The organism is Qipengyuania sp. ABI-127-1 (assembly GCA_022953095.1).
GTDB lineage: Bacteria > Pseudomonadota > Alphaproteobacteria > Sphingomonadales > Sphingomonadaceae > Qipengyuania.
This window is the reverse complement of sequence record JALJCR010000001.1, coordinates 650,243-670,924: the sequence shown is the minus strand read 5'-3', so window position 1 is coordinate 670,924 and position 20,682 is coordinate 650,243. Positions and strand designations below refer to the sequence as shown.

Here is a 20,682-nt window from a genome sequence, read left to right as displayed (position 1 = left end):
GATTATGTATGCACATAATATTAGAAAGGCGCAACGGCCAATGGGAAGCATAATTTCGGCACGGCAGGTCCTCACGTCCTCGGGCTGGCTGGCGGATCACGCAATCCATGTGGACGAAAGGGGGGTAATCGCCGAAATCTCGCCTCGCGGCTTCGACGCAGCCGGAGCGGTCGGCACGGCGCTGCCCGGTATGGCCAATGTCCACACCCACAGTTTCCAGCGCGCGATGGCCGGGCTGGCCGAGGCCCGCGGCCCCGCCGGAGCCGACGATTTCTGGACCTGGCGGCAGGTCATGTATCGCTTCCTCGACATCCTTGAGCCCGATCATATCGAGGCGATCGCCGCACTGGTGCAGCTCGAAATGGCGGAAGCAGGCTACACCGCTTCGGCGGAGTTCCATTACCTCCATCACCGGGTCGGCGGCGGGCATTTCAACGATCCAGCCGAAACTTCGCGGCGCATCTTCGCCGCGAGCGAGCGCAGCGGGATCGGCCTTACGCATCTTCCGGTGCTCTACACCCATGGCGGGCTCGACAAACGTCCGCTGACGGGCGGTCAGGTACGCTTCGGCAGTTCGGCTGCCGCATTCGAAACGCTTTACGCCCGGATTTCGGAATGCGCCCGCGACATGCCGGCCGACTTCCGGCTTGGGGTGGCCCCGCATTCGCTGCGCGCGGTGGACCGCGAGGGGCTCGATATATGCCAGGCGCTGTGCCCGGACGGCCCGATTCACATCCACGCCGCCGAACAGGTAAAGGAAGTCGAAGAGGTCGAGGCCCATCTCGGCGCGCGCCCGGTGCGCTGGCTGCTCGACAACCTGCCTGTCGACAGGCGCTGGTGCCTCATCCATGCCACGCATCTCGATGCGAGGGAAACATCCGACCTTGCGGCTTCGTGTGCGGTCGCAGGTCTGTGCCCGACGACCGAGGCTAATCTCGGCGACGGGATTTTCCCGGCGCGCGATTATCTCGCGGCGCAAGGGCGCATCGGAATTGGTTCTGATTCGAACATCCGAATCTCGCTTGCGGAAGAACTGCGCATGCTTGAACTCTCGCAGCGCCTGGCCCATCGCCAGCGTGCCGTGCTGACCGACGACGCCACTCGCTCCAACGGACGTTACCTTTACGAACGTGCCGCGCGTGGCGGCGCGCAGGCGATCGGACGCAATGCGGGATCGATCGAGACAGGCAAGCTGGCCGATATCGTGGCACTGCGCGACGACCTGCCCTTCCTCGACTGGCCTCAGGCAGACCAGCGGCTCGATGCGTGGATATTCGGGGTCGAAAGGCGCGCGGTCAGCGACGTGTGGTCGGCGGGGCGGCATATCGTTCAAAACGGCGAACATCGTCGCGCTTCCGAAATCCGATCCCGGTTTGCCCGCACGATCCGCGAGCTTGGCGCGGCGCTGTGAATCCGAACACCCATCACGGCATCCGTGAAGCGATCCGCGCGCGCATCGTCGCAGGCGAATGGAAGCTGGGCGAACTGATCCCGGGCGAGGCCGATTTCGCGCAGGAATATGGCTGTTCACGCACCACGGTGAATCGCGCATTGCAGGCATTGGCCGAGGAAGGCCTGGTAGAGCGCAAGCGCAAGGGTGGCACGCGCGTGCGCCCGCTGCCGCTACCGCAGGCGAGCTTGCGCATCCAACTGCTGCGCGAACAGGTTGAAGAGGCCGGTAGCGCCTATCGCTGCAAGATCATCGAGCGAAAGCTGGCATCGCCGCCTCCAGCGGTGGTGGAACGTCTGAAGGCTGTGGGCGATGCGCGTTCCGTCTATCTCGAGACGCTGCATCTGGCCGATGAAGCCCCGTTCGCGTTCGAGACCCGCTGGATCAATCTCGCCACGGTTCCGCAGTTCGAACATGCCGACCTCGGCGCGCTGAGCGCCAATGAATGGCTGGTGCGAACCGTGCCTTTCACACGCGGCGAGGTGGCATTGCTGGCGACCAATGCCGATCGGCACACGGCCGCAATGCTCGGCACGATCGATGGCAAGGCGCTGCTTACGATGGAACGGACCACATGGCTCGACGATCGTCCTGTAACCACGATGACACTTCGCTACGCCCCAAATCACCGGATCGCCTTCGCGATCTAGGAGCCTCGGCGGCTTATATCATGGAGCCAGCCACAGCCTGATGATCCAGGCGATGGCCCCGAGCACAGCCACGCTCGCCACCCAGATTGCCGCCATCCAGGCCAGGCGCCGCCACAGGGGCGGTTCCCGTTCCGGCAGCGGGGCCATCAATGATAGCCCTCGTCGGCGACCTTGCCGCGAAAGACCCAATAGGCCCAGGCCGTATAGGCAATGATAAGCGGCAAGGTGATGGCGACACCGATCAGCATGAAGATCTGGCTCCGCTCGGGTGCGGCGGCATCCCAGATGGTCACGCCGGGCGGCACTACATAGGGCCACATCGTCACGCCCAGCCCGGCCATTCCGAAAAAGAACAGCGCGATGGAAAGCCAGAACGGCTTGCTGTTCCGGGCCTTGCGGATGGCCTGGATCATCGACAGCGCGATGATGGCGGTCAGGATCGGAACGGGCGCGGCAAAGTAGATTTCCGGCGCCGTCAGCCAGCGTTCGGCATATTCGGCGTTGAGGAACACATTATACAGGCTGACCGCCCCCATCAGCACAATGGTTGCAAGAGCCGAACGCAGGGCGAGCTTTCGGGCATGGGCCTGGCCCGGCCCGTCGAGCTTCCAGATCAGCCAGGTGCTGCCGAGCAGCGCATAGCCAACGACGACGCCGAGACCGCACAGCAATGTATAGGGCGTCAGCCAGTCGAACCAGCTTCCGGCATAGGCCCGATCGACCACTTCGATACCCTGCAGCAATGCGCCCAGTGTCATGCCCTGGGCCATGGCCGCGACCAGCGAACCGCCGGTGAAGGCCGCATCCCACAAACGCCTGTGCCCCGGATCGCGCCAGCGATATTCGAAGGCCACGCCGCGAAAGACCAGCCCCAGCAGCATTGCGATGATCAGCGGGTAGGTCGCGGGCAGAATGACGGCATAGGCAAGCGGAAAGGCCGCAAACAGCCCGCCGCCGCCAAGCACGAGCCAGGTCTCGTTTCCATCCCATACGGGCGCGATCGAATTCATCGCCCGGTCGCGTTCACGGCCCACATCGAAGGTCGGGAAAAGGATACCGATGCCCAGATCGAACCCGTCCATCACCACATAGGCGAACACGGCGAAGGCAATGATAAATGCCCAAATGACGGTGAGATCCATCATTCACCCTCCTTTTCTGTCGGGAGCGGTTCATCATGGCTCGGATTCTGGGTAGGGCCGGGCGTGATACCGGCAGTGCGGATCGGCCCCGTATCGCCGCGCTTCGCACCCAGTTCGCCGACATGCGGTGCATGGCTCATCAAGCGCAGGATATACCAGATGCCGATGCCGAAGACGGCAAAATAGACGACAATGAATGCCAGCAGCGAACCGGCCACGGCGGGCGCGTCGAGCGGGCTTGCTGCGTCGGCGGTCCTGAGCAAGCCGTAAACGACGTAAGGTTGGCGTCCGACTTCGGTAGTTATCCAGCCCGCCAGCACGGCGACGAAGCCCGATGGCCCCATGACGACCGCCGCCTTGTGCAGCAGCGGCCAATCGTAGAGCCTCTTTCGCCATCGTGCGTAGAGGCTCCACAGACCGATTCCGAGCATGGCGAAGCCCAGGCCGACCATTATGCGGAACGACCAGAAGACCATCCCCACGGGCGGTTCTTCGTCGTCGGGTATGGTGTCGAGCCCGGCCAGCGGCGCATCGGCATCGTGCTTGAGAATGAGCGAAGAAGCTTTGGGGATTTCGATCGCGTAATCGACCCGCTTTTCCGCGCTATTCGGTATCCCGAACAGGATCAGCGGCGCACCATCGGGGTGGCTGTCGAAATGCCCCTCCATCGCCATTACCTTCTGCGGCTGGTGTTCCAGCGTGTTGAGACCATGCAGATCGCCCGCGAAGATTTGGAGCGGTGTGACGATCGCCGCCATCCACATCGCCATCGAGAACATCTTGCGCGCATGGAGGTTAGCCCGGTCCTTGAGCAGGTGCCACGCCCCCACCCCGCCCACCACGAAGGCAGTGGTCAGATAAGCAGCCATGACCGTATGGACCAGGCGATAGGGAAAGCTCGGATTGAAGACGATGTCCCACCAGCTTTCGCCCGGGAGAATCTGCCCGTTGGCAGCCATTTCGAAGCCTGTGGGCGTCTGCATCCAGCTGTTCACCGACAGGATCCAGAAGGCGGACACGAAGGTGCCCAGGGCCACCATGCAGGTCGCGAAGAAATGCAGCTTCTTGCCGACCTTGTTCATGCCAAACAGCATTACCCCGAGGAATCCGGCTTCGAGGAAAAAGGCGGTCAGCACCTCATAGGCCATCAGCGGCCCGATCACCGGCCCGGCAACGTCGGAGAATACGGCCCAGTTGGTGCCGAACTGATAGCTCATGACGATGCCGGAGACGACGCCCATCGCGAATACGATGGCGAAGATCTTCACCCAGTATTTGAACAGGTCGAGGTAAAGCTGCTTGCCGGTCTTGAGCCACAGCCCCTCGAGAACCATCAGAAAGCTCGCAAGCCCGATCGTGAAGGCCGGAAAGAAGAAGTGGAAGCTCACCGTGAAGGCGAACTGGATACGTGCGAGCAAGAGGGCGTCGAACTGTTCGAACATGGGCCTACCTTGTCAGTCTGTGCATGGGTCTAGGACGCCTCCCCGGGGCGGAACAAGGGGACGCGTCCCTGCGGCCCTCACCCTAGCTGCGTGGTGCGCAGATAGGGTTTGATCGTCTCGAACCCTTGCGGGAATTTCTCGCGCGCCTCTTGATCGCTGACCGAAGGCGGGATGATCACGTCCTCGCCGGGCATCCAGTTGGCGGGCGTGGCGATCCCCGCCCGATCACCGGTCTGGAGACTGTCGATGACGCGCAGAATTTCATCGAAATTGCGCCCGACACTCATCGGATAGGTCATCGTCAGGCGAATCCTGTTCTGCGGATCGATGATGAAGACGGAACGGACAGCGGCCGTCTCGCTCTCGTCGGGATGAATCATGTCGTAAAGCCGGGCGATCTTCAGATCGGGATCGGCGACGATCGGGAATCGAAGCGTTACGCCCTGCGTCTCATCGACGTCCTTTACCCACCTGCAATGCTCCTCGACCGTATCGGTCGAAAGGCCGAGAGGCTTCACATTGCGCTGTTCGAATTGCTCGGCAAGCTTCGCGGTCATGCCCATTTCCGTGGTGCAGACGGGGGTGAAGTCTGCGGGATGGCTGAAGAAAAACACCCAGCTATCGCCCGACCATTCGTGCAGGTCGATCTCGCCGGTGGTGGTGGCGGCTGTGAAGTTCGGCGCGGTATCGCCAATATGAAGAGACATGGGGAAAGTCCTCTCTGGTAACAGGAACGAAGGTTCTAGCGACGGCGACCGGGACCTCGCCCGGCCTGCCCGCCACGGGCGACACACCGCTCGAAAGCGGGAAGGTGACGTTCGCGAGACGCCCTTTGAAGATCGCTCAGGGCCGCTCTTACGCCATCGTCCCGAATGGTCGGGAGCAAGCGGTCGTATAGCGCGATATTCTCGATTTCGGCAGAAACGCCCTGCTCGCAGGCCGCGAGCAATGTCGGCGGTGCCGAGATCGAACCGAGATAGGGATTGACCGGATCATAGGTGATGCCGAGACGGTCCATTTCCGCCTTCACCCGGGCCGCATGACGGCGCTCGGCGTCGATGATCCTGATAAAGGGACGCACTTCGCCAAACGCGTCGATGACCGCAGCATAGGTTGCTTCGGCCCGGTATTCGTCGTCGAGCGCCATACGCAATGCTCTGCCGTCAGTGTCGGCGGGGTTGGGGGCGCTCGCGAGCGTGCAACCGGACACCACCGCCAGACCGGATATCAGGGCCGGCAGGAGGTAATCGGGACCGGACATATCGGCCTCCTTTCGACGCACAGCCCTACATCACGCGCGCCCCAAGGAGAACTTTTATTTATCACTTAATGTAATCGAATTATGCAATCGGTAGTGAGTCGAGCGCAACTCGCCTCTGCGCAAGCCGCCGGAACGAACCTTGCGCCCTTCAAATACACTTTTTTCCTAAATGAACTCCGGTCAGCACAGCGACGCTGCCGCTTTTAAACCAAGCCGGAACGCCGCCGCTCAGATAAGGCCGCGCGCCAGATAGTGATCATGCGCTTCGGGGGGCGCGCCATCGTCTGATACCAATTTTTCGAAAGCGTGCGATTGGGAGAGGAATATCTGACCGTTCAGCTCTTCGAGGAAATGCGACCGTTGCAGGCGGTCCATCACCGGTCCCTTGACCTCCGACAGGTGGAGGCCGATGCCGCCATCGCCGAGCCGGTGGTTGATCGCTTCGAGGCTTTCCAGGCCCGAGGCATCGATGGCATTGACCGCGCTGCACATCAGGATCACGTGACGCACGGCGGGCCGCTCGGCCACTTCCTCGAGGACGTATTCCTCCAGCCAGCGTGCATTGAGATAGGTCAGCGCCTCGTCGATACGGATCGATAGCACGTGCGGCACGGTGAAGACCTCGTGCCGCTCGACATTGCGGAAATGCTCGGTCTCCGGAACCCGCCCGACGATCGCTGCGTGCGGGCGGCTGGCGCGCCAGAGATACAGCAGCAAACCCACGACCACGCCCGCAATCACGCCCATCTCGACACCGGCAATCAACGTAATGGCGATGGTGGCGATATGCGCGGCGAAATCCGCCTTCGAATAGCGCCACAGGCGGCCGGGCGTCTTGAGATCGACCAGGCTGAGCACAGCGACGATGATCGTTGCGGCCAGCGTGGCGATAGGCAGGCTGAACAATAGCGGTGTGAGGAACAGCGTGGCGAGTGCAATGCCCACTGCGGTATAGGCGCCCGCGGCGGGTGTTTGCGCACCGGCATCGAAATTGACTGCGGAGCGGGCAAAGCCGCCCGTCACCGGATAGCCACCGGAAAACGCACTGGCGACATTGGCCGCACCCAGGCCGATCAGTTCCTGGTCCGGTGAAATGCGCTGGCGGCGCTTGGCGGCCAGCGTCTGCGCGACCGAAACGCTTTCGACGAAACCAATGATCGAAATCAGCAGCGCGGGGACCCACAAACGTTCGATCAGCGCCAGGTCGGTCGATGGCATTGCAAAGGGCGGCAGGCCCTGCGGAATCGCGCCAACAATGTTGACGCCCTTATCTTGCAGATCGAAAGCGATCGCGGCCAGAATCGTCAGCGCGACCGCGACCACCGGACCGGCCTTGGCCGTCATGTCCGCCGCCCGTTCAGGCAGGCCCAGCTTCTGCAGTGCCGGCTTGGCGCCCTTGCGGACCCAGAACAGGAACACGGTCGCCGGGATTCCGATGGCCAGCGTCCAGCCATTCGTTTCGCCGATCGATGCCGCGAGCGATCCGAGCATATCCGGCCAGTTGTCGCCTCCCGCCCTCACCCCGAGGATGTGCTTGAGCTGGCTGGTCGCGATGAGAACGCCGGATGCGGTTATGAAACCGCTGATAACCGGATGCGAGAGGAGGTTGGCGAGAAAGCCCGCCCTCAGAATGCCGAGGATCGCCAGCATCACCCCCGAAAGCATGGCGAGCGTGATCGCCGCTTCCAGATATTGCGCCGTGCCCTGATCTGCGATCGCACTGGCGGCAGAGGCCGTCATCAGCGAGATCACCGCCACCGGCCCCACCGCCAGCGTGCGGCTGGTCCCGAACACGGCATAAAGCACCAGGGGCAGGATCGAGGCATAGAGCCCCACCACCGGCGGCAGGCCCGCCAATAGCGCATAGGCCAGGCTTTGCGGGATAAGCATGATGGTGACGATCACCGCCGCCATCAGGTCATCCGTCAGGACGTTCCTGTTGTATGTCCGCCCCCATTCGAGGATTGGCAGGTAACGCGAAAGCACCGGCAATGCCCTTTCCTACTGCGCGATCATATTACCGGGACCGGCAAGCCATTCGCGGCCCTTGAGCATGCCGTTCCAGTAGATCCAGGGCAATGCATCGGCCTTGAGCATCCAGGACAGGCGCTGCGCCTTAGTTCCGTCGATCAACCAGGTCGGGAAGCTCGGAGCAAGCTTGCCGCCATAGGCGAATTCGGCGAGGACGATTTTTCCGCGCTCGACCGTGAGCGGGCAGGACCCATAGCCATCATATCCCGCTTTCGGCCCCCGCCCGGCGAGCTGCTGCAGCACGTTCACCGCGACGACCGGCGCCTGTTTGCGCGCCGCGGCCGCCGTTTTGGCATTGGGCATCGACCCGGCATCGCCAAGCCCGAAGACATTGTCGTAGCGGTTATGGCGCAAAGTATGCTGATCGACGTCGGTGAAACCGCTTTCGGCCGCCAGTGGGCTGTCGGCCAGGAACTGAGGCGCAACCTGTGGCGGAACGACATGGAGCATATCGAAATCGCGAGTCACCTCGCCGTCTTCGGTCTTGAAAACGGCCTGCTGTGCCGGGCCGTCGACCGAAACGAGATTATTGCCCAGCCGAAGTCCGATATCGTATTTCTCGACATAGCTCATCAGAGCGGGAACATAATCGGGAACGCCGAACAGCACCCCGCCCGCATTGCAGAACTCGACATCGATCCGGTCGAGCATACCTTCGCGACGCCAATGGTCGCACGAGAGATACATGGCTTTCTGCGGCGCACCGGCGCATTTGATCGGCATGGGTGGCTGCGTGAAGATGGCCCGGCCCGAGGTAAGGCCTTGAACCAGCTCCCACGTATAGGGGGCCAGGTCGTACCGGTAATTGGACGTTACCCCGTTCTTGCCCAGCGTGTCTTCGAGACCGGCGATCTTTTCCCACGCCAACCGGATACCTGGGGCGACGACAAGCACTTCGTAGCGCAGGGTGGAGCCGTCCTCGAGCGTCACCTGATTATCGTCCGGCTGGAAGGATTTGGCCGCCGCCCTGATCCATTCGACGCCGCGCGGCATCACGCTGGCCATCGGTCGCCGCGTGACTTCGGGTTCGAAGATCCCGCCGCCAACCATCGTCCAGCCCGGTTGATAGGCATGGGTATCGGCCGGCTCGACAATCGCGATGTCGAGACCGGGGCGGCGTTTGAGCAGCGAGGCGGCTGTCGCGATGCCCGCCGCGCCCCCGCCGATCACCACGACTGTATGCGATGTGGAAATCTGTCTTCTCCCGAATGCGTCAGCCGAGCGTGTCGCGCAGAGTGCCGAGGTCGTACCCGGCGGAGGCGGCCCGCTTCAGCCGCTTGTCGCGGTCGATGCCATCCGGATTGGCCAGCGTCTCGAGCGTGATCGAGCGCGTGCCGGTACGGCAATAGGCAAGCACAGGCCCATCGGTCCCGCGCCGAACCGCGCGAAAGGCCGCGATCGCCGCATCGGGAAACGCGCCGCCCGAAACCGGAATATGGTGGAATGCGATGCCCGCCGCCTGTGCGGCTTCGCGCATTGCATCGACGCTTGGCTGCGCCTCTTCCTCGCCATCGGGTCGGTTGCAGATTAGGGTGGCAAAGCCACGCTCCTTCACAGCGCGCATGTCCGAGGGTTGAATTTGCGGTGCCACAGCAAAGCCCGGCGTTACTTCTCGAATATCATCCATTATCCGTTTCCTTCCGTCAGGCGCACCAGAAACATGCCCGCAAGCATGGCGACCACGAAGATCGCCGCTGACGCAGGCTCGATCACCAGCGCCGCGACACCCGGCCCCGGGCACAGGCCCGCAATACCCCAGCCGATCCCGAACAGCGCCGATCCGCCGATCAGGCGCGCGGTCAGGTCGCTGCGATCGGGCAGGGCGAATTTTTCCGCGAAGAATGGGTGCGCCATGCGTGGTTGGAAGCGCCAGGCGATGGCCATGACAACCACCGCACCGCCCATCACGAAAGCGAGCGTCGGATCCCAATCGCCGAACAGGTCGAGGAAGCCGCGCACCCGGGCGGGATTGGTCATTCCGCCCAGGGCAAGGCCTGCCCCGAACAGCGTTCCCGACAGCAGCGGGGGGAGCAGACGCCGGATCATTGCAGCACCTCCAGTCCCGCCATGTTCATCACCGCGACCGTGGCAATGCCGAACGCCATGAAAGTGAGCGTCGCGACGACCGAGCGCTGCGAGAAGCGGCTGACACCGCAGACGCCGTGGCCGCTGGTGCAGCCGCTGCCAAGGCGCGTCCCCACGCCGACCGCGAGCCCTGCGACAGCGAGATAGAGGGGGCTGGCGAAGCTGGCTTCGATCCCCCCCGTTGCCATGGCAACGATCAGCGCCCCCAGCGGCAAGCCGATCAGGAACATCCAGGCGCTCGATCTGGACATGCCGCTGTCGCCGATGCCGGTCGCGCGTGCGGCTATCCCGGACACGCCGGCAATGCGGCCCGCGCCGAGCAACATCAGCGCCGCAGCCAGTCCGATCAGTATACCGCCGACCAAACCGGCAAGCGGCGCCGCTTCGGGAAAACCGGGCAACATCATACCGCGTTCACCGGGATCTTGATGTAGCTGACGCCATTAGCCTCGGGCTCGGGCAGGCGCCCGCCGCGAATGTTGACCTGCACCGACGGCATGATGAGGTTGGGCATCGCCAGCGTCTTGTCGCGCGTGGTGCGCATCTCGACGAACTCGTCCTCGGTCACGCCGTCTTTCACATGGACGTTTTCGCGGCGCTGCTGGCCGACGGTCGTCTCCCAGGCATATTCATCGCGCCCCGGCGCCTTGTAATCGTGGCACAGGAACAGACGCGTATCTTCCGGAAGGGAGAGCAGCCGCCGGATCGAACGGAACAATTCGCGCGCATCGCCGCCGGGGAAATCCGCCCGCGCGGTCCCGAAATCGGGCATGAAGATCGTGTCGCCGACGAACGCCGCGTCACCGATAATGAAGGCCATGTCCGCAGGCGTGTGCCCCGGCACGTGGAGAGCGATGCCCTCGATCTCGCCGAGATTGAATTTTTCCCCGTCGGTAAAGAGGTGATCGAATTGCGATCCGTCGCGTTCGAAATCTGTTCCGGCATTGAAAAGCTTGCCGAACACTTCCTGCACCCGGATGATCTCGGCGCCGATGGCCAGCTTACCGCCCAGCTTTTCCTGCAGATAGGGCGCGGCCGAAATATGATCGGCATGGGCATGCGTTTCGATCAGCCACGTCACTTTCAGATTATGGGAATTGACGTATTCGACGATCCGGTCCGCGGACCCGTATGACGTGCGTCCGGCAGCCGCCTCGTAGTCGAGCACCGAATCGATGATCGCAGCCTCGCACGTGGCGGGATCATGTACCACGTAACTGACCGTATTCGTCGCCTCGTCGAAAAAGCCCGCGATCGAGGGGCGCAGGGCCTTTTCATCCTGAGCGCGCCCGATCTGATCCGCCGCCGCTTGCAGCGCCATGTCATGCCCAACCATGCCAAAAACTCCTTTGATTACGTAAAGTGTGTATATGTATTGCTTTCTGTGTGTCAAGTGCTAAGGGTCTGGCGATGGATATGGGCGAAAAGTATGAAGGCACTCCCCGAGGCCTGAGAATCGGCGACACCGCACCCGATTTCGAGGCGCGGAGCACGATAGGGCCGGTCAAGCTGACCAACTTCAGGAAGCGATGGCTGATCCTGTTTTCGCACCCTGCGGATTTCACACCGGTCTGCACGACCGAATTCGTCGCGCTCGCCCGGCAGGCCGACGATTTCGAGAAACGCGATTGCGCGCTCATGGCGCTGTCCGTCGACAGCCTGTTTTCGCACTTCGCCTGGCTGCGCATGATCCGCGACCGGTTCGATGTCGAAATACGGTTTCCCATCGTCGAGGACCCTACGCTGGTGATCGGCGAAGTATACGGAATGGTCTCGCCGCAGGATAGCGACAGCGCGACGGTGCGATCGACATATTTCATCGATCCCACCGGCGTGATCCGGGCGATGACCTGCTATCCGGCCAATATGGGCCGCTCGATTCCGGAAATGCTGCGCATGCTCGATGGGCTTCAGGCCATCGATGCGGAAAATGCGCTGGCGCCTGCCAATTGGACCCCGGGCGAGCCTCTGCTCACGCCGCCGACCCAGAATCTGGACGAGGTCTTCGCGGCAAAGGATCAAACCGCATGGTTCCTGCGTAAAGCCAGCAGGGGCAAGCGCAAATGAGGGACGAGGCACCTATCGAGGAACTGAAGGCCATCGCCCATCCGCTACGGTTCCGGATCATCCAGATATTGAGAGCCGGAGAACTCAATGTCGGCGAAATCGAAAAGGCATCCGGCATCGGCCAGCCTGCGCTTTCGCAGCAGCTCGGCGTCTTGCGCAAAGCGGAGCTCGTCGAAACCCGCAAGGATGCCAAGCTGGTCTATTACAGCCTGAACGAGGACCGCCTTTCGCAACTTGGCGCATCTATTTCCGGAACCGACATGGCCGCATCGGCAAAACGCCCGCATGTCCGCACACCATCGCCCGGAGTAGCGAATTTCGCGCGGTTGTCGTGACAGGGTTCTAGCGATATGGGCGGCAGCGCGAGGATGCCCGATATATCTTGATCGAGACCGCGCAGGATAGACGATACCCCCCGTGTTGCCGCCCCTCTCTCTCCTGACGCGCATTCGTCGCACCTCCGCCCTGCGCCCCGGCATCTTTCTCGCGCTGCTTCTGGCCGCGCTAGGGATGAATGCGATCGTCCCGGCGGGCCATATGGTTGCGCCCTCGACGACGCATTTCGTTACTATCGATCCCTGTCCGGAAACGAACGCGCTCTACCGCGCGCTCGCTTCCGCCAAGATTCACAAAACGGTGGCCCCCAATGCGCTCGATCATGCCGCGATGGGGCACCACACGCCGCCCCTGGGTGACGAGCAACCGGCTTCAACGGCCTCCAAGGTCGACTGTGCATTCTCCGCCCTGGCCTTTGCTGGAACGCTTCCGGAAAAACCGGCGGAGTTCGCAAGTGCGCTAGGCGGCATCGGGGCGGATGCTCGTCCTCTCCCGACCCTCGCCCTTGCTCCGGTCCGCCATTTGCGACCACCTTTGCGTGCGCCGCCACGGAATTCCTGACCCGGTCACAATTCTTCGCGCGTAGCCCGGCAGCATGCCGCAGCGCGCCCGCGTGCACACCAAACAAACGAGATCACCATGTTTTTGAACGCCCTTTGCAGGGCGAGCTTGCTCGCATCCTGCGCCCTGTTTCCCATCCATTCCGTCTCGGCCGAGAACGAGAATACCACCGATGACGCCGATCCGGTTCTGACCGATACGATTACGGTCACCGCACCGCGCCGCAGCAACGTCGGCGAAGACGTGGTCGCACCGCCCCAGCAAGTTGCCCTGCCTCCCGATGCCGCAGCGATTGCGGCGCGGACGCCGGGCGGTTTTCTCGTGGGGAACGGCGCGCTATCCGGCCAGCTTTCCTATCGCGGCCTCTCCGGACAGCGAGTCCTCGGCCGCGTAAATGGCCAGCGCTTCGCCACCGGCGGCCCGAATGCGATGGACCCGCCGCTGCATTACGCGCCATCCATACTCCTCGACCGGATAGAAATCGCGCGCGGTGTGGCTCCGGTCTCGCAAGGCCCATCGCTGGCCGGCGCGATCGATGCCCGGTTGGTGGAGACGCAATTCTCCGGCGGTTCGGCGCTTTCGCCCCAGGCGCGGTTTGCGAGCCAATACCGCAGCGCCGATGACAGTTATGCCCTTGGCGGCTTGATCGGCCTTGCCAATGAACGCTGGCGCTTCGGTGTGCTGGCCAGCAAAGAAGAAGGGGACGATTACAGCTTTGCCGACGGCACGGTCGGTGGCTCCTCCTTCGAACGAACCCTTTACGGTGCCCATGCCGGGTTCCGTGCCGGACCGGGCGAACTCTTCATCGAATATCGCCGCAGCGAAACCGACCCAACCGGCAATCCGCCCTTCGCGCTCGACATCGTGTTCTTCGATACCGATTTCGTTCAGGGCGGATTTCGCGGCGAAATCGCCGTGAACGTCAACCTCGACCTGCGGCTCGGCCATGTCGCGGTGCGGCACCTGATGGACAATCAGACGACCCGCCAACCCGCCGCTTCTCCAATGCGCGCCCGCGCAACCTTTGCCGATGCAGATACCACCACTGCCGAGGGCTCTGTGCGCTTCGGCACGGATCGGGATTACATCCAGATCGGCGCGGATGCGGAACTGGCCGACAAGTTCGTGACCATCACCAATCCAACCAATTCCGCTTTCTTCATCGAAGCGCAGCCCAACTTCCGCAGCGAGAGGCTTGGCGCATTCGCGCAGTGGCGCGGCGATATCGGAGGCGTGGAGTTCGAGCTGGGCGGCCGGATCGATCGCACCGAACACTCGGCGGGAGTGCCGCAGCTTGGTAGCGCGGTGCCAATGGGGCCGCGAGCGCTCGCCGCGGCCTTCGCTGCGGCCGATCGGACCGCGTCGGATACCACGGTAGACGGCGTAATGCGTGCGTGGCTGCCGCTTGGCACCGTCACCCCGCGTGTGACTCTGGCGCGCAAAGAGCGGGTGCCCAGCCTGCTCGAACGATTCGGGTGGCTGCCGACACAAGCGAGCTATGGCTTGGCGGACGGAAATATCTATGTCGGCAATCCGGGCATCGAGCCCGAAACCGCGTGGATCGCCGAAGTCGGCCTAGACCTTGAAACCGGCGCATTTTCGTTCCGACCGAGCGTGTTCTATCGCCGGGTCGACGACTTCATCCAAGGCGTGCCGTATGACGGCAGCGTCGGTGTGATCGATAGTCCGGTCGAGATGATCGCAGCCATGAATGGCGATCCCACGCCCCTTACCTTCGGGAATGTGGACGCCGAATTGTACGGCGCCGATCTCGATTTCAGCTTTCGCCCTATCGAGAGTTTCGAGATTTCCGGCGTCGCGAGCTTTGTCAGGGGCAAGCGCCGCGACATAGACGACGATCTCTATCGGATTGCCCCGGCCAATTTGCTGCTATCTGCAGCCTATCTGGCAGACCGGCTGTCATTCGGCGCCGAGCTCATGGCAGCGGCGAGTCAGGACCGCATCTCTGCATCGAACGATGAGCAGCCGAGCGACAGCTACGCCGTCGTCGGCCTGTTCGCCCGCTATGCGGTCGGCCCCGATCTGCGGATCGAAGCGGGCGTGGAGAACCTGTTCGACGAGCAGTACCAGCCCCACCTCGCCGGCCGCAGCCGTGTCGGCACATCGGATGTGCCGCTGGGCGAGCGTCTGCCAGGCCCCGGCCGTGGCGCCTGGGTGCGGCTGACCACGCAGTTTTGAGCTATACGTGACGACCGGAGCGGCCCGACACGGCTGCTCCGGTCGTTACCGACAGAGAATTTGGCCTCGTGCGGTGGTGTCAGCGATTTCGCCCCGTCACGCCGAGCCAATAGAACTCGAACCTGGTCGTACCCGACGCGAAGTAGCTGCGGTGGGCGAGATATTCGGGCGTTTTCTGGACGCGGACGAAGCCCTCGCGGTCGGCCCATTCGACGAAGGTGATCTGCCCGGGCGCTGCCTCGGAGTTGGCATTGGTCTCGAGCGTGGGGTTGCGCATCTTGTAGATGAAACGCCCGCCCTTGCGTTCGACCGCCGGCTCGATCCCCTCGAGATAGCGCACGTAGTCGCCGGGATTTGCGGGATCGAACCACGCGACGACGATCGAATAGTCCTTGTTCGGATCGAGTATCAATGTCGTATTTTCCTCGACGAGAGCGTCGAAGATCTTGAGTTCGCGCCAACCATCGGGCCGCCGAGCCCGGATCTCGGGCAGATCCGGTCGGTCGAGAAAGGCCTGTGCATTCACCGCGCTGGGCCAGGAAAAGAAGATGAAGGCGCCGGGATCGAATTCGCCGACCACTTTCTGCTCGACATCGAGCTGACCAAGGCGCCTGAAACCGTAATTCTCAGCGATGGGGATTACATCGCGGTAATAGCTCCGTCGGGCCTCGAGTCCTCCTTCGCGGGCTTCGGGCGCGATTACCTGAAGCACCTCTCCCTTGCGCAGCTCGACCGTTACGGGCGCGGGATCGTCTTGCGCGGCGGCGGGCTCCGCCATTGCGACAAACGAACTGGTCAGAAACAGCGCGACTGCCGACGTCGCGCTTCTCGATAGAGCAAGGAATGGCATGGGTATTCTCCAGCAGGTGCGATCAATTTGCACCGTAATCGCGCCTCACCTACCGGTCTCGGCTAGTATTTGGGCATATATGGTGCGAAAACGAACCAATGGAGAATTGGGACGACTACCGCCTGCTGCTTGCGATGGCGCGATCGGGCAGCATGCGAAGCGCCGCCGAGATGCTGCGCACGACGCATACGACCGTGTCGCGACGCTTGGCTGGGCTAGAAACGCGTCGCGGTAAGCTGTTCGATCGGGCGCCGGGCCGGTATCTGCCCACTCCGCTGGGCGAGCAGCTGGTCGAGATCGCGGAGCGGATGGAACAGCTATCCTTCCAAGCAACCCGGCGTCAGAACGCTGCGGGCGAGGCGCTTTCAGGCGTGGTTACGCTATCGCTGCCCGAAGCGATCGCGCAGTATTTGTTGCTGGACGATCTATTCGAACTGGCTGCACGACATCCGGCAATCGACCTGCGGGTCGATACCACGTCACGGTTCGTCGATCTCGACAAGTCGGAAGCGGACATTGTGGTGCGCGGCGCACAGCAACCGCCCGATCACCTCGTCGGGCGCAGGGCCTGCACGCTACACGTCACCTACTATGCGGACCGCACTTATCTGGAACGAACCCCGCAAGAAGCACTGCAATGGATCGCGCCCCTCGATCCGGGAATGTGGCCCGACTGGCTGGATACATCCCCCTTCCCCCACGCGCCCATCGGGCTGCGGATGGCCGACATCACGGCGCGCCACCGCGCTTTGTGCCAAGGCCTCGGTCTGGGCCGGGGGGCATGTTTCATGGCCGACCCGGAGCCTAACCTGGTAAGGCTGACCGAGGAAATGCCAGTCCGGCAGCAGGACATCTGGGTGCTTGCGCATCCCGATCTCAGGCATACGCCACGAATTCGGGCCGTCGCCGATTTTGTTTACGATGCGCTCGCAGCCAAGGCCGACCTGGTGACAGGCAAATGCGCCCCGACGTGATCCGGATCCCCCGCCGGTCCCGGTACGATCTACAGGTTGGGGGCTATCGAGTTACAGGACCGCCCATCCCTCGCCTCATCACGCGAACTATGGGGGAAGCCCGCAACTAGATCAGCTGCGTTAGGTTTGCGGTTTGTTGTGTGTTGATTTGGTTTTGGTTGCGGGGGTTGGATTTGAACCAACGACCTTCAGGTTATGAGCCTGACGAGCTACCGGACTGCTCCACCCCGCGGTACCTATTTGACTGCCTCAAGCGCCGGCGCCGACATATGTCGGCTTGGCTATCCTCGCTCATGCGACCTGAAGGTCGCGTCGCTGCGGACGGCCGGTCGGCCTTGCGAAGCCCCTTGGGCTTCGATGGCATTTCGCCTCTGGACGCATGCGCCGGAGACGACAAAGCCGCCGCTCGGGGTATCCCGGCAGCGGCTTTTGAGACATGTGAATGGGTTTATACGGTGCCCATCGAAGTGGTACTTCGATGGGGCCCGACCTTGACCGCCTGCTGTAATGCCTGGCGACGACCTACTCTTCCAGTGCTTGAGCACTAGTACCATCGGCGCTGTCCGGTTTCACGGCCGAGTTCGAGATGGGATCGGGTGGGTCACAGACGCTATAGCCACCAAGCAATAGAGCGGGCGGTCAGGGTTTAAATCGATGCTGTTGAGCTTCTAAGGGCTTATCCGGCTTTGGAGATTTCCTCCGATCGCAGACAGCGCAGGGCTGTCGTTGATGGTATGGATCCTACAAGCGCGAAAAGAACTATTAGGACCGGTTAGCTCCACGCATTACTGCGCTTCCACACCCGGCCTATCAACGTCATGGTCTATGACGGTTCGAAGATTGCTTATCTCAAGGGAGGCTTCCCGCTTAGATGCTTTCAGCGGTTATCCCGTCCGTGCATAGCTACCCTGCGGCACCCTTGGCAGGATGACAGGTACACCAGAGGCACGTTCACCCCGGTCCTCTCGTACTAGGGGCAACTCCTTTCAACAATCGACGCCCACGGCAGATAGGGACCAAACTGTCTCGCGACGTTCTGAACCCAGCTCACGTACCACTTTAATTGGCGAACAGCCAAACCCTTGGGACCTGCTCCAGCCCCAGGATGTGATGAGCCGACATCGAGGTGCCAAACGATTCCGTCGATATGAGCTCTTGGGAATCATCAGCCTGTTATCCCCGGCGTACCTTTTATCCGTTGAGCGATGGCCCTTCCACGAGGGACCACCGGATCACTATGACCGACTTTCGTCTCTGCTCGACTCGTCAGTCTCGCAGTCAGGCAGGCTTATGCCATTGCACTCTTGCAGACGGTTTCCAACCGTCCTGAGCCTACCATCGCGCGCCTCCGTTACTCTTTAGGAGGCGACCGCCCCAGTCAAACTACCCGCCACAGAGGGTCCCAACACCGGCTAACGGTGCGTGGTTAGACATCAGAAAATCACAGGGTGGTATTTCACAGGTTGGCTCCCCTCGGACTGGCGCCCGAGTTTCAAAGCCTCCCACCTATTCTACACAGTAATTTCCTAATGCCACTCTGAAGCTGCAGTAAAGGTGCACGGGGTCTTTCCGTCTAACCGCGGGTACTCCGCATCTTCACGGAGAATTCAATTTCGCTGAGCATATCCTGGAGACAGTGGGGAAGTCGTTACGCCATTCGTGCAGGTCGGAACTTACCCGACAAGGAATTTCGCTACCTTAGGACCGTTATAGTTACGGCCGCCGTTTACTCGGGCTTCAATTCGGAGCTTGCACTCCTCCTCTTAACCTTCGAGCACCGGGCAGGCGTCACACCCTATACGTCGTCTTGAAGCCGACTTAGCAGAGTGCTGTGTTTTTGCTAAACAGTCGCTACCCCCTGGCCTGTGCCCCCCACAAAGACTTGCGTCGATATGGGGCCTCCTTCTTCCGAAGGTACGGAGGCAATTTGCCGAGTTCCTTCAGGATACTTCTCTCAAGCGCCTTGGTATACTCTACCTGACCACCTGTGTCGGTTTCGGGTACGGTCTATAGTGAAGAGGCTATTTCCTGGAACCGCTTGGCTGCCCTCTCAATCCAATAAGAGAAAACAACTTCCACGATCCGTCACACATCTTCAGGCCCACGAATATTTACGTGGTTCCCATCGACTACCCCCTTCGGGCTCGTCTTAGGGGCCGGCTAACCCTGCTCCGATTAGCGTTGAGCAGGAACCCTTGGTCTTTCGGCGACAGGGCATCTCACCCTGTTTGTCGCTACTCATGTCAGCATTCGCACTTCCGATACGTCCAGCGTCGGTTACCCTTCGCCTTCACTCGCTTACGGAACGCTCCGCTACCGCTCAGAATAAATTCTGAACCCTAAGCTTCGGTGCATATCTTTAGCCCCGTTACATCTTCGCCGCAGGAACCCTTATTTAGACCAGTGAGCTGTTACGCTTTCTTTAAAGGATGGCTGCTTCTAAGCCAACCTCCTGGTTGTTTTGGGATTCCCACATGCTTTCCCACTTAGATATGACTTGGGGACCTTAGCTGTAGGTTAGGGCTGTTTCCCTTTTGACGACGGACCTTAGCACCCGCCGTCTGTCTGCCGGATAAGACTCGATGGTATTCGGAGTTTGGTTAGGTTTGGTACCGCTCGCGCAGCCCTAGCCCATCCAGTGCTCTACCCCCATCGGCATACATCCGACGCTCTACCTCAATAGATTTCGCGGAGAACCAGCTATTTCCCGGCTTGATTGGCCTTTCACCCCTAAACACAGCTCATCCGAGAATTTTTCAACATTCACCGGTTCGGTCCTCCAGTGCGTGTTACCGCACCTTCAACCTGGCCATGCCTAGATCGCCGGGGTTCGGGTCTAATCCATCATACTCAGTCGCCCTATTCAGACTCGCTTTCGCTGCGCCTACACCTAACGGCTTAAGCTTGCATGGTAGATTAAGTCACTGACCCATTATGCAAGAGGTACGCTGTCACCCCCTATGGGGCTCCAACTGCTTGTAAGCATCCGGTTTCAGGTACTGTTTCACTCCCCTAATCGGGGTGCTTTTCACCTTTCCCTCACGGTACTGTGTTCGCTATCGGTCATGTGCGAGTATTTAGGCTTGGAGGGTGGTCCCCCCATGTTCAGACAGGATTTCACGTGTCCCGCCCTACTCAAGTCCTTCATCATCACTTTCGCATACGGGGCTGTCACCCGCTATGGCCACTCTTTCCAAAGTGTTTTGCTAGTTGAAATGAAGGCACTGGCCTGGTCCCGGTTCGCTCGCCACTACTACGGGAATCTCTGTTGATGTCTTTTCCTCCGGGTACTGAGATGTTTCAGTTCCCCGGGTTCGCTTCACCAAAGCTATATATTCACTTCGGTGATACCCTATCCACCTCTTTCCGACTGTCCGAAAACAATCGAAAGGAAATGGTGAGGGTGGGTTTCCCCATTCGGAAATCGCCGGATCAAAGTTTGCTCACAACTCCCCGACGCTTATCGCAGCGTGCCACGTCCTTCATCGCCTGCACATGCCAAGGCATCCACCAAATGCTCTTACCTCACGCTTGAGAATCCACACCATCAACGACAGACCTGCATAAAAGTCCGAAGTCTCACGATAGTGCGGAGGAATATCTCAGCCAGATAAATCAATTTGATTGATCTTGT

At 61.3% G+C, this 20,682-nt stretch carries 19 protein-coding genes, 1 tRNA gene and 2 rRNA genes; 7 read left to right on the top strand and 15 right to left on the bottom strand.

The genetic code is table 11. From position 1 onward, the window contains the following. The first annotated feature begins 40 nt into the window (after window positions 1-40). A complete protein-coding gene (locus MUY37_RS03140; RefSeq protein ID WP_499193955.1) occupies window positions 41-1,411 on the top strand; it encodes a formimidoylglutamate deiminase in 1,371 nt (456 codons plus the stop codon). Beyond that, window positions 1,408-2,100 (top strand): histidine utilization transcriptional repressor HutC, encoded by a 693-nt coding sequence (hutC, locus tag MUY37_RS03135; protein ID WP_499193954.1) that lies wholly within the window; start codon window positions 1,408-1,410, stop codon window positions 2,098-2,100. The genes MUY37_RS03140 and hutC overlap by 4 nt, the downstream gene beginning before the upstream one ends. Window positions 2,101-2,118: 18 nt before the next feature. Here the strand turns inward: hutC and MUY37_RS03130 are convergent, their stop codons facing one another. From MUY37_RS03130 to MUY37_RS03080, 11 genes are all read right to left on the bottom strand, one after another. After that, entirely contained in the window at window positions 2,119-2,247 is a 129-nt protein-coding gene (locus MUY37_RS03130; protein ID WP_499193953.1) for a DUF2474 domain-containing protein, read from the bottom strand. Continuing rightward, complete coding sequence (gene cydB, locus MUY37_RS03125) at window positions 2,247-3,242, bottom strand: cytochrome d ubiquinol oxidase subunit II (protein ID WP_499195104.1); 996 nt, start codon at window positions 3,240-3,242, stop codon at window positions 2,247-2,249. The genes MUY37_RS03130 and cydB overlap by 1 nt, the downstream gene beginning before the upstream one ends. Beyond that, a complete protein-coding gene (locus MUY37_RS03120) occupies window positions 3,242-4,684 on the bottom strand; it encodes a cytochrome ubiquinol oxidase subunit I (protein WP_499193952.1) in 1,443 nt (480 codons plus the stop codon). The genes cydB and MUY37_RS03120 overlap by 1 nt, the downstream gene beginning before the upstream one ends. Window positions 4,685-4,761: 77 nt before the next feature. Then, window positions 4,762-5,391, bottom strand: coding sequence for a peroxiredoxin (locus tag MUY37_RS03115; RefSeq protein ID WP_499193951.1), 630 nt, complete (start codon window positions 5,389-5,391; stop codon window positions 4,762-4,764). Window positions 5,392-5,426: 35 nt separating this feature from the next. Beyond that, window positions 5,427-5,945, bottom strand: a complete 519-nt coding sequence (locus MUY37_RS03110) for a ferritin-like domain-containing protein (RefSeq protein WP_499193950.1) — start codon at window positions 5,943-5,945, stop codon at window positions 5,427-5,429. A gap of 228 nt (window positions 5,946-6,173) precedes the next feature. Continuing rightward, window positions 6,174-7,931, bottom strand: a complete 1,758-nt coding sequence (locus MUY37_RS03105; RefSeq protein ID WP_499193949.1) for a SulP family inorganic anion transporter — start codon at window positions 7,929-7,931, stop codon at window positions 6,174-6,176. Between the two features lie 15 nt (window positions 7,932-7,946). Beyond that, a complete protein-coding gene (locus MUY37_RS03100; protein ID WP_499193948.1) occupies window positions 7,947-9,149 on the bottom strand; it encodes an NAD(P)/FAD-dependent oxidoreductase in 1,203 nt (400 codons plus the stop codon). A 40-nt stretch (window positions 9,150-9,189) separates the two neighbouring features. Continuing rightward, window positions 9,190-9,603, bottom strand: a complete 414-nt coding sequence (locus MUY37_RS03095; RefSeq protein WP_499193947.1) for a protein tyrosine phosphatase family protein — start codon at window positions 9,601-9,603, stop codon at window positions 9,190-9,192. Beyond that, window positions 9,603-10,022, bottom strand: coding sequence for a DUF6691 family protein (locus MUY37_RS03090; protein ID WP_499193946.1), 420 nt, complete (start codon window positions 10,020-10,022; stop codon window positions 9,603-9,605). The genes MUY37_RS03095 and MUY37_RS03090 overlap by 1 nt, the downstream gene beginning before the upstream one ends. Next, the gene (locus tag MUY37_RS03085) at window positions 10,019-10,468 is read right to left on the bottom strand and encodes a YeeE/YedE family protein (protein WP_499193945.1); all 450 of its coding nucleotides are present in this window, start codon (window positions 10,466-10,468) and stop codon (window positions 10,019-10,021) included. The genes MUY37_RS03090 and MUY37_RS03085 overlap by 4 nt, the downstream gene beginning before the upstream one ends. Beyond that, the gene (locus MUY37_RS03080) at window positions 10,465-11,397 is read right to left on the bottom strand and encodes an MBL fold metallo-hydrolase (protein ID WP_499193944.1); all 933 of its coding nucleotides are present in this window, start codon (window positions 11,395-11,397) and stop codon (window positions 10,465-10,467) included. Before MUY37_RS03080 ends, MUY37_RS03085 begins: the two co-directional genes overlap by 4 nt. A gap of 74 nt (window positions 11,398-11,471) precedes the next feature. Between MUY37_RS03080 and MUY37_RS03075 the strand changes: the two genes are divergently transcribed. The 4 genes from MUY37_RS03075 (at window position 11,472) to MUY37_RS03060 (ending at window position 15,224) form a co-directional block, all read left to right on the top strand. Next, window positions 11,472-12,128, top strand: coding sequence for a peroxiredoxin (locus tag MUY37_RS03075; RefSeq protein ID WP_499193943.1), 657 nt, complete (start codon window positions 11,472-11,474; stop codon window positions 12,126-12,128). Continuing rightward, the gene (locus MUY37_RS03070) at window positions 12,125-12,463 is read left to right on the top strand and encodes an ArsR/SmtB family transcription factor (RefSeq protein ID WP_499193942.1); all 339 of its coding nucleotides are present in this window, start codon (window positions 12,125-12,127) and stop codon (window positions 12,461-12,463) included. The genes MUY37_RS03075 and MUY37_RS03070 overlap by 4 nt, the downstream gene beginning before the upstream one ends. Before the next feature lie 82 nt (window positions 12,464-12,545). Further along, complete coding sequence (locus MUY37_RS03065; protein ID WP_499193941.1) at window positions 12,546-13,025, top strand: hypothetical protein; 480 nt, start codon at window positions 12,546-12,548, stop codon at window positions 13,023-13,025. Window positions 13,026-13,103: 78 nt separating this feature from the next. Then, window positions 13,104-15,224: a TonB-dependent receptor gene (locus MUY37_RS03060; RefSeq protein ID WP_499193940.1), complete on the top strand. Its 2,121-nt coding sequence runs from the start codon at window positions 13,104-13,106 to the stop codon at window positions 15,222-15,224. Window positions 15,225-15,303: 79 nt separating this feature from the next. On the opposite strand, the gene MUY37_RS03055 is transcribed toward MUY37_RS03060, so the two are convergent. Further along, window positions 15,304-16,074 carry a hypothetical protein gene (locus tag MUY37_RS03055; protein ID WP_499193939.1) on the bottom strand — a complete coding sequence of 257 codons (771 nt, stop codon included), beginning with the start codon at window positions 16,072-16,074 and terminating at the stop codon, window positions 15,304-15,306. A 98-nt stretch (window positions 16,075-16,172) separates the two neighbouring features. On the opposite strand from MUY37_RS03055, the gene MUY37_RS03050 reads away from it, so the two are divergent. Then, the gene (locus MUY37_RS03050) at window positions 16,173-17,048 is read left to right on the top strand and encodes a LysR family transcriptional regulator (RefSeq protein ID WP_499193938.1); all 876 of its coding nucleotides are present in this window, start codon (window positions 16,173-16,175) and stop codon (window positions 17,046-17,048) included. 155 nt (window positions 17,049-17,203) lie between these two features. Here the strand turns inward: MUY37_RS03050 and MUY37_RS03045 are convergent. The 3 genes from MUY37_RS03045 to MUY37_RS03035 all read right to left on the bottom strand — a co-directional run bounded on the left by MUY37_RS03045 (window position 17,204) and on the right by MUY37_RS03035 (window position 20,582). After that, window positions 17,204-17,280, bottom strand: a tRNA-Met gene (locus MUY37_RS03045). 277 nt (window positions 17,281-17,557) lie between these two features. Continuing rightward, a 5S ribosomal RNA gene (rrf, locus tag MUY37_RS03040) occupies window positions 17,558-17,672 on the bottom strand. Window positions 17,673-17,790: 118 nt separating this feature from the next. Further along, window positions 17,791-20,582 (bottom strand): 23S ribosomal RNA (locus MUY37_RS03035). Window positions 20,583-20,682: the final 100 nt, after the last annotated feature.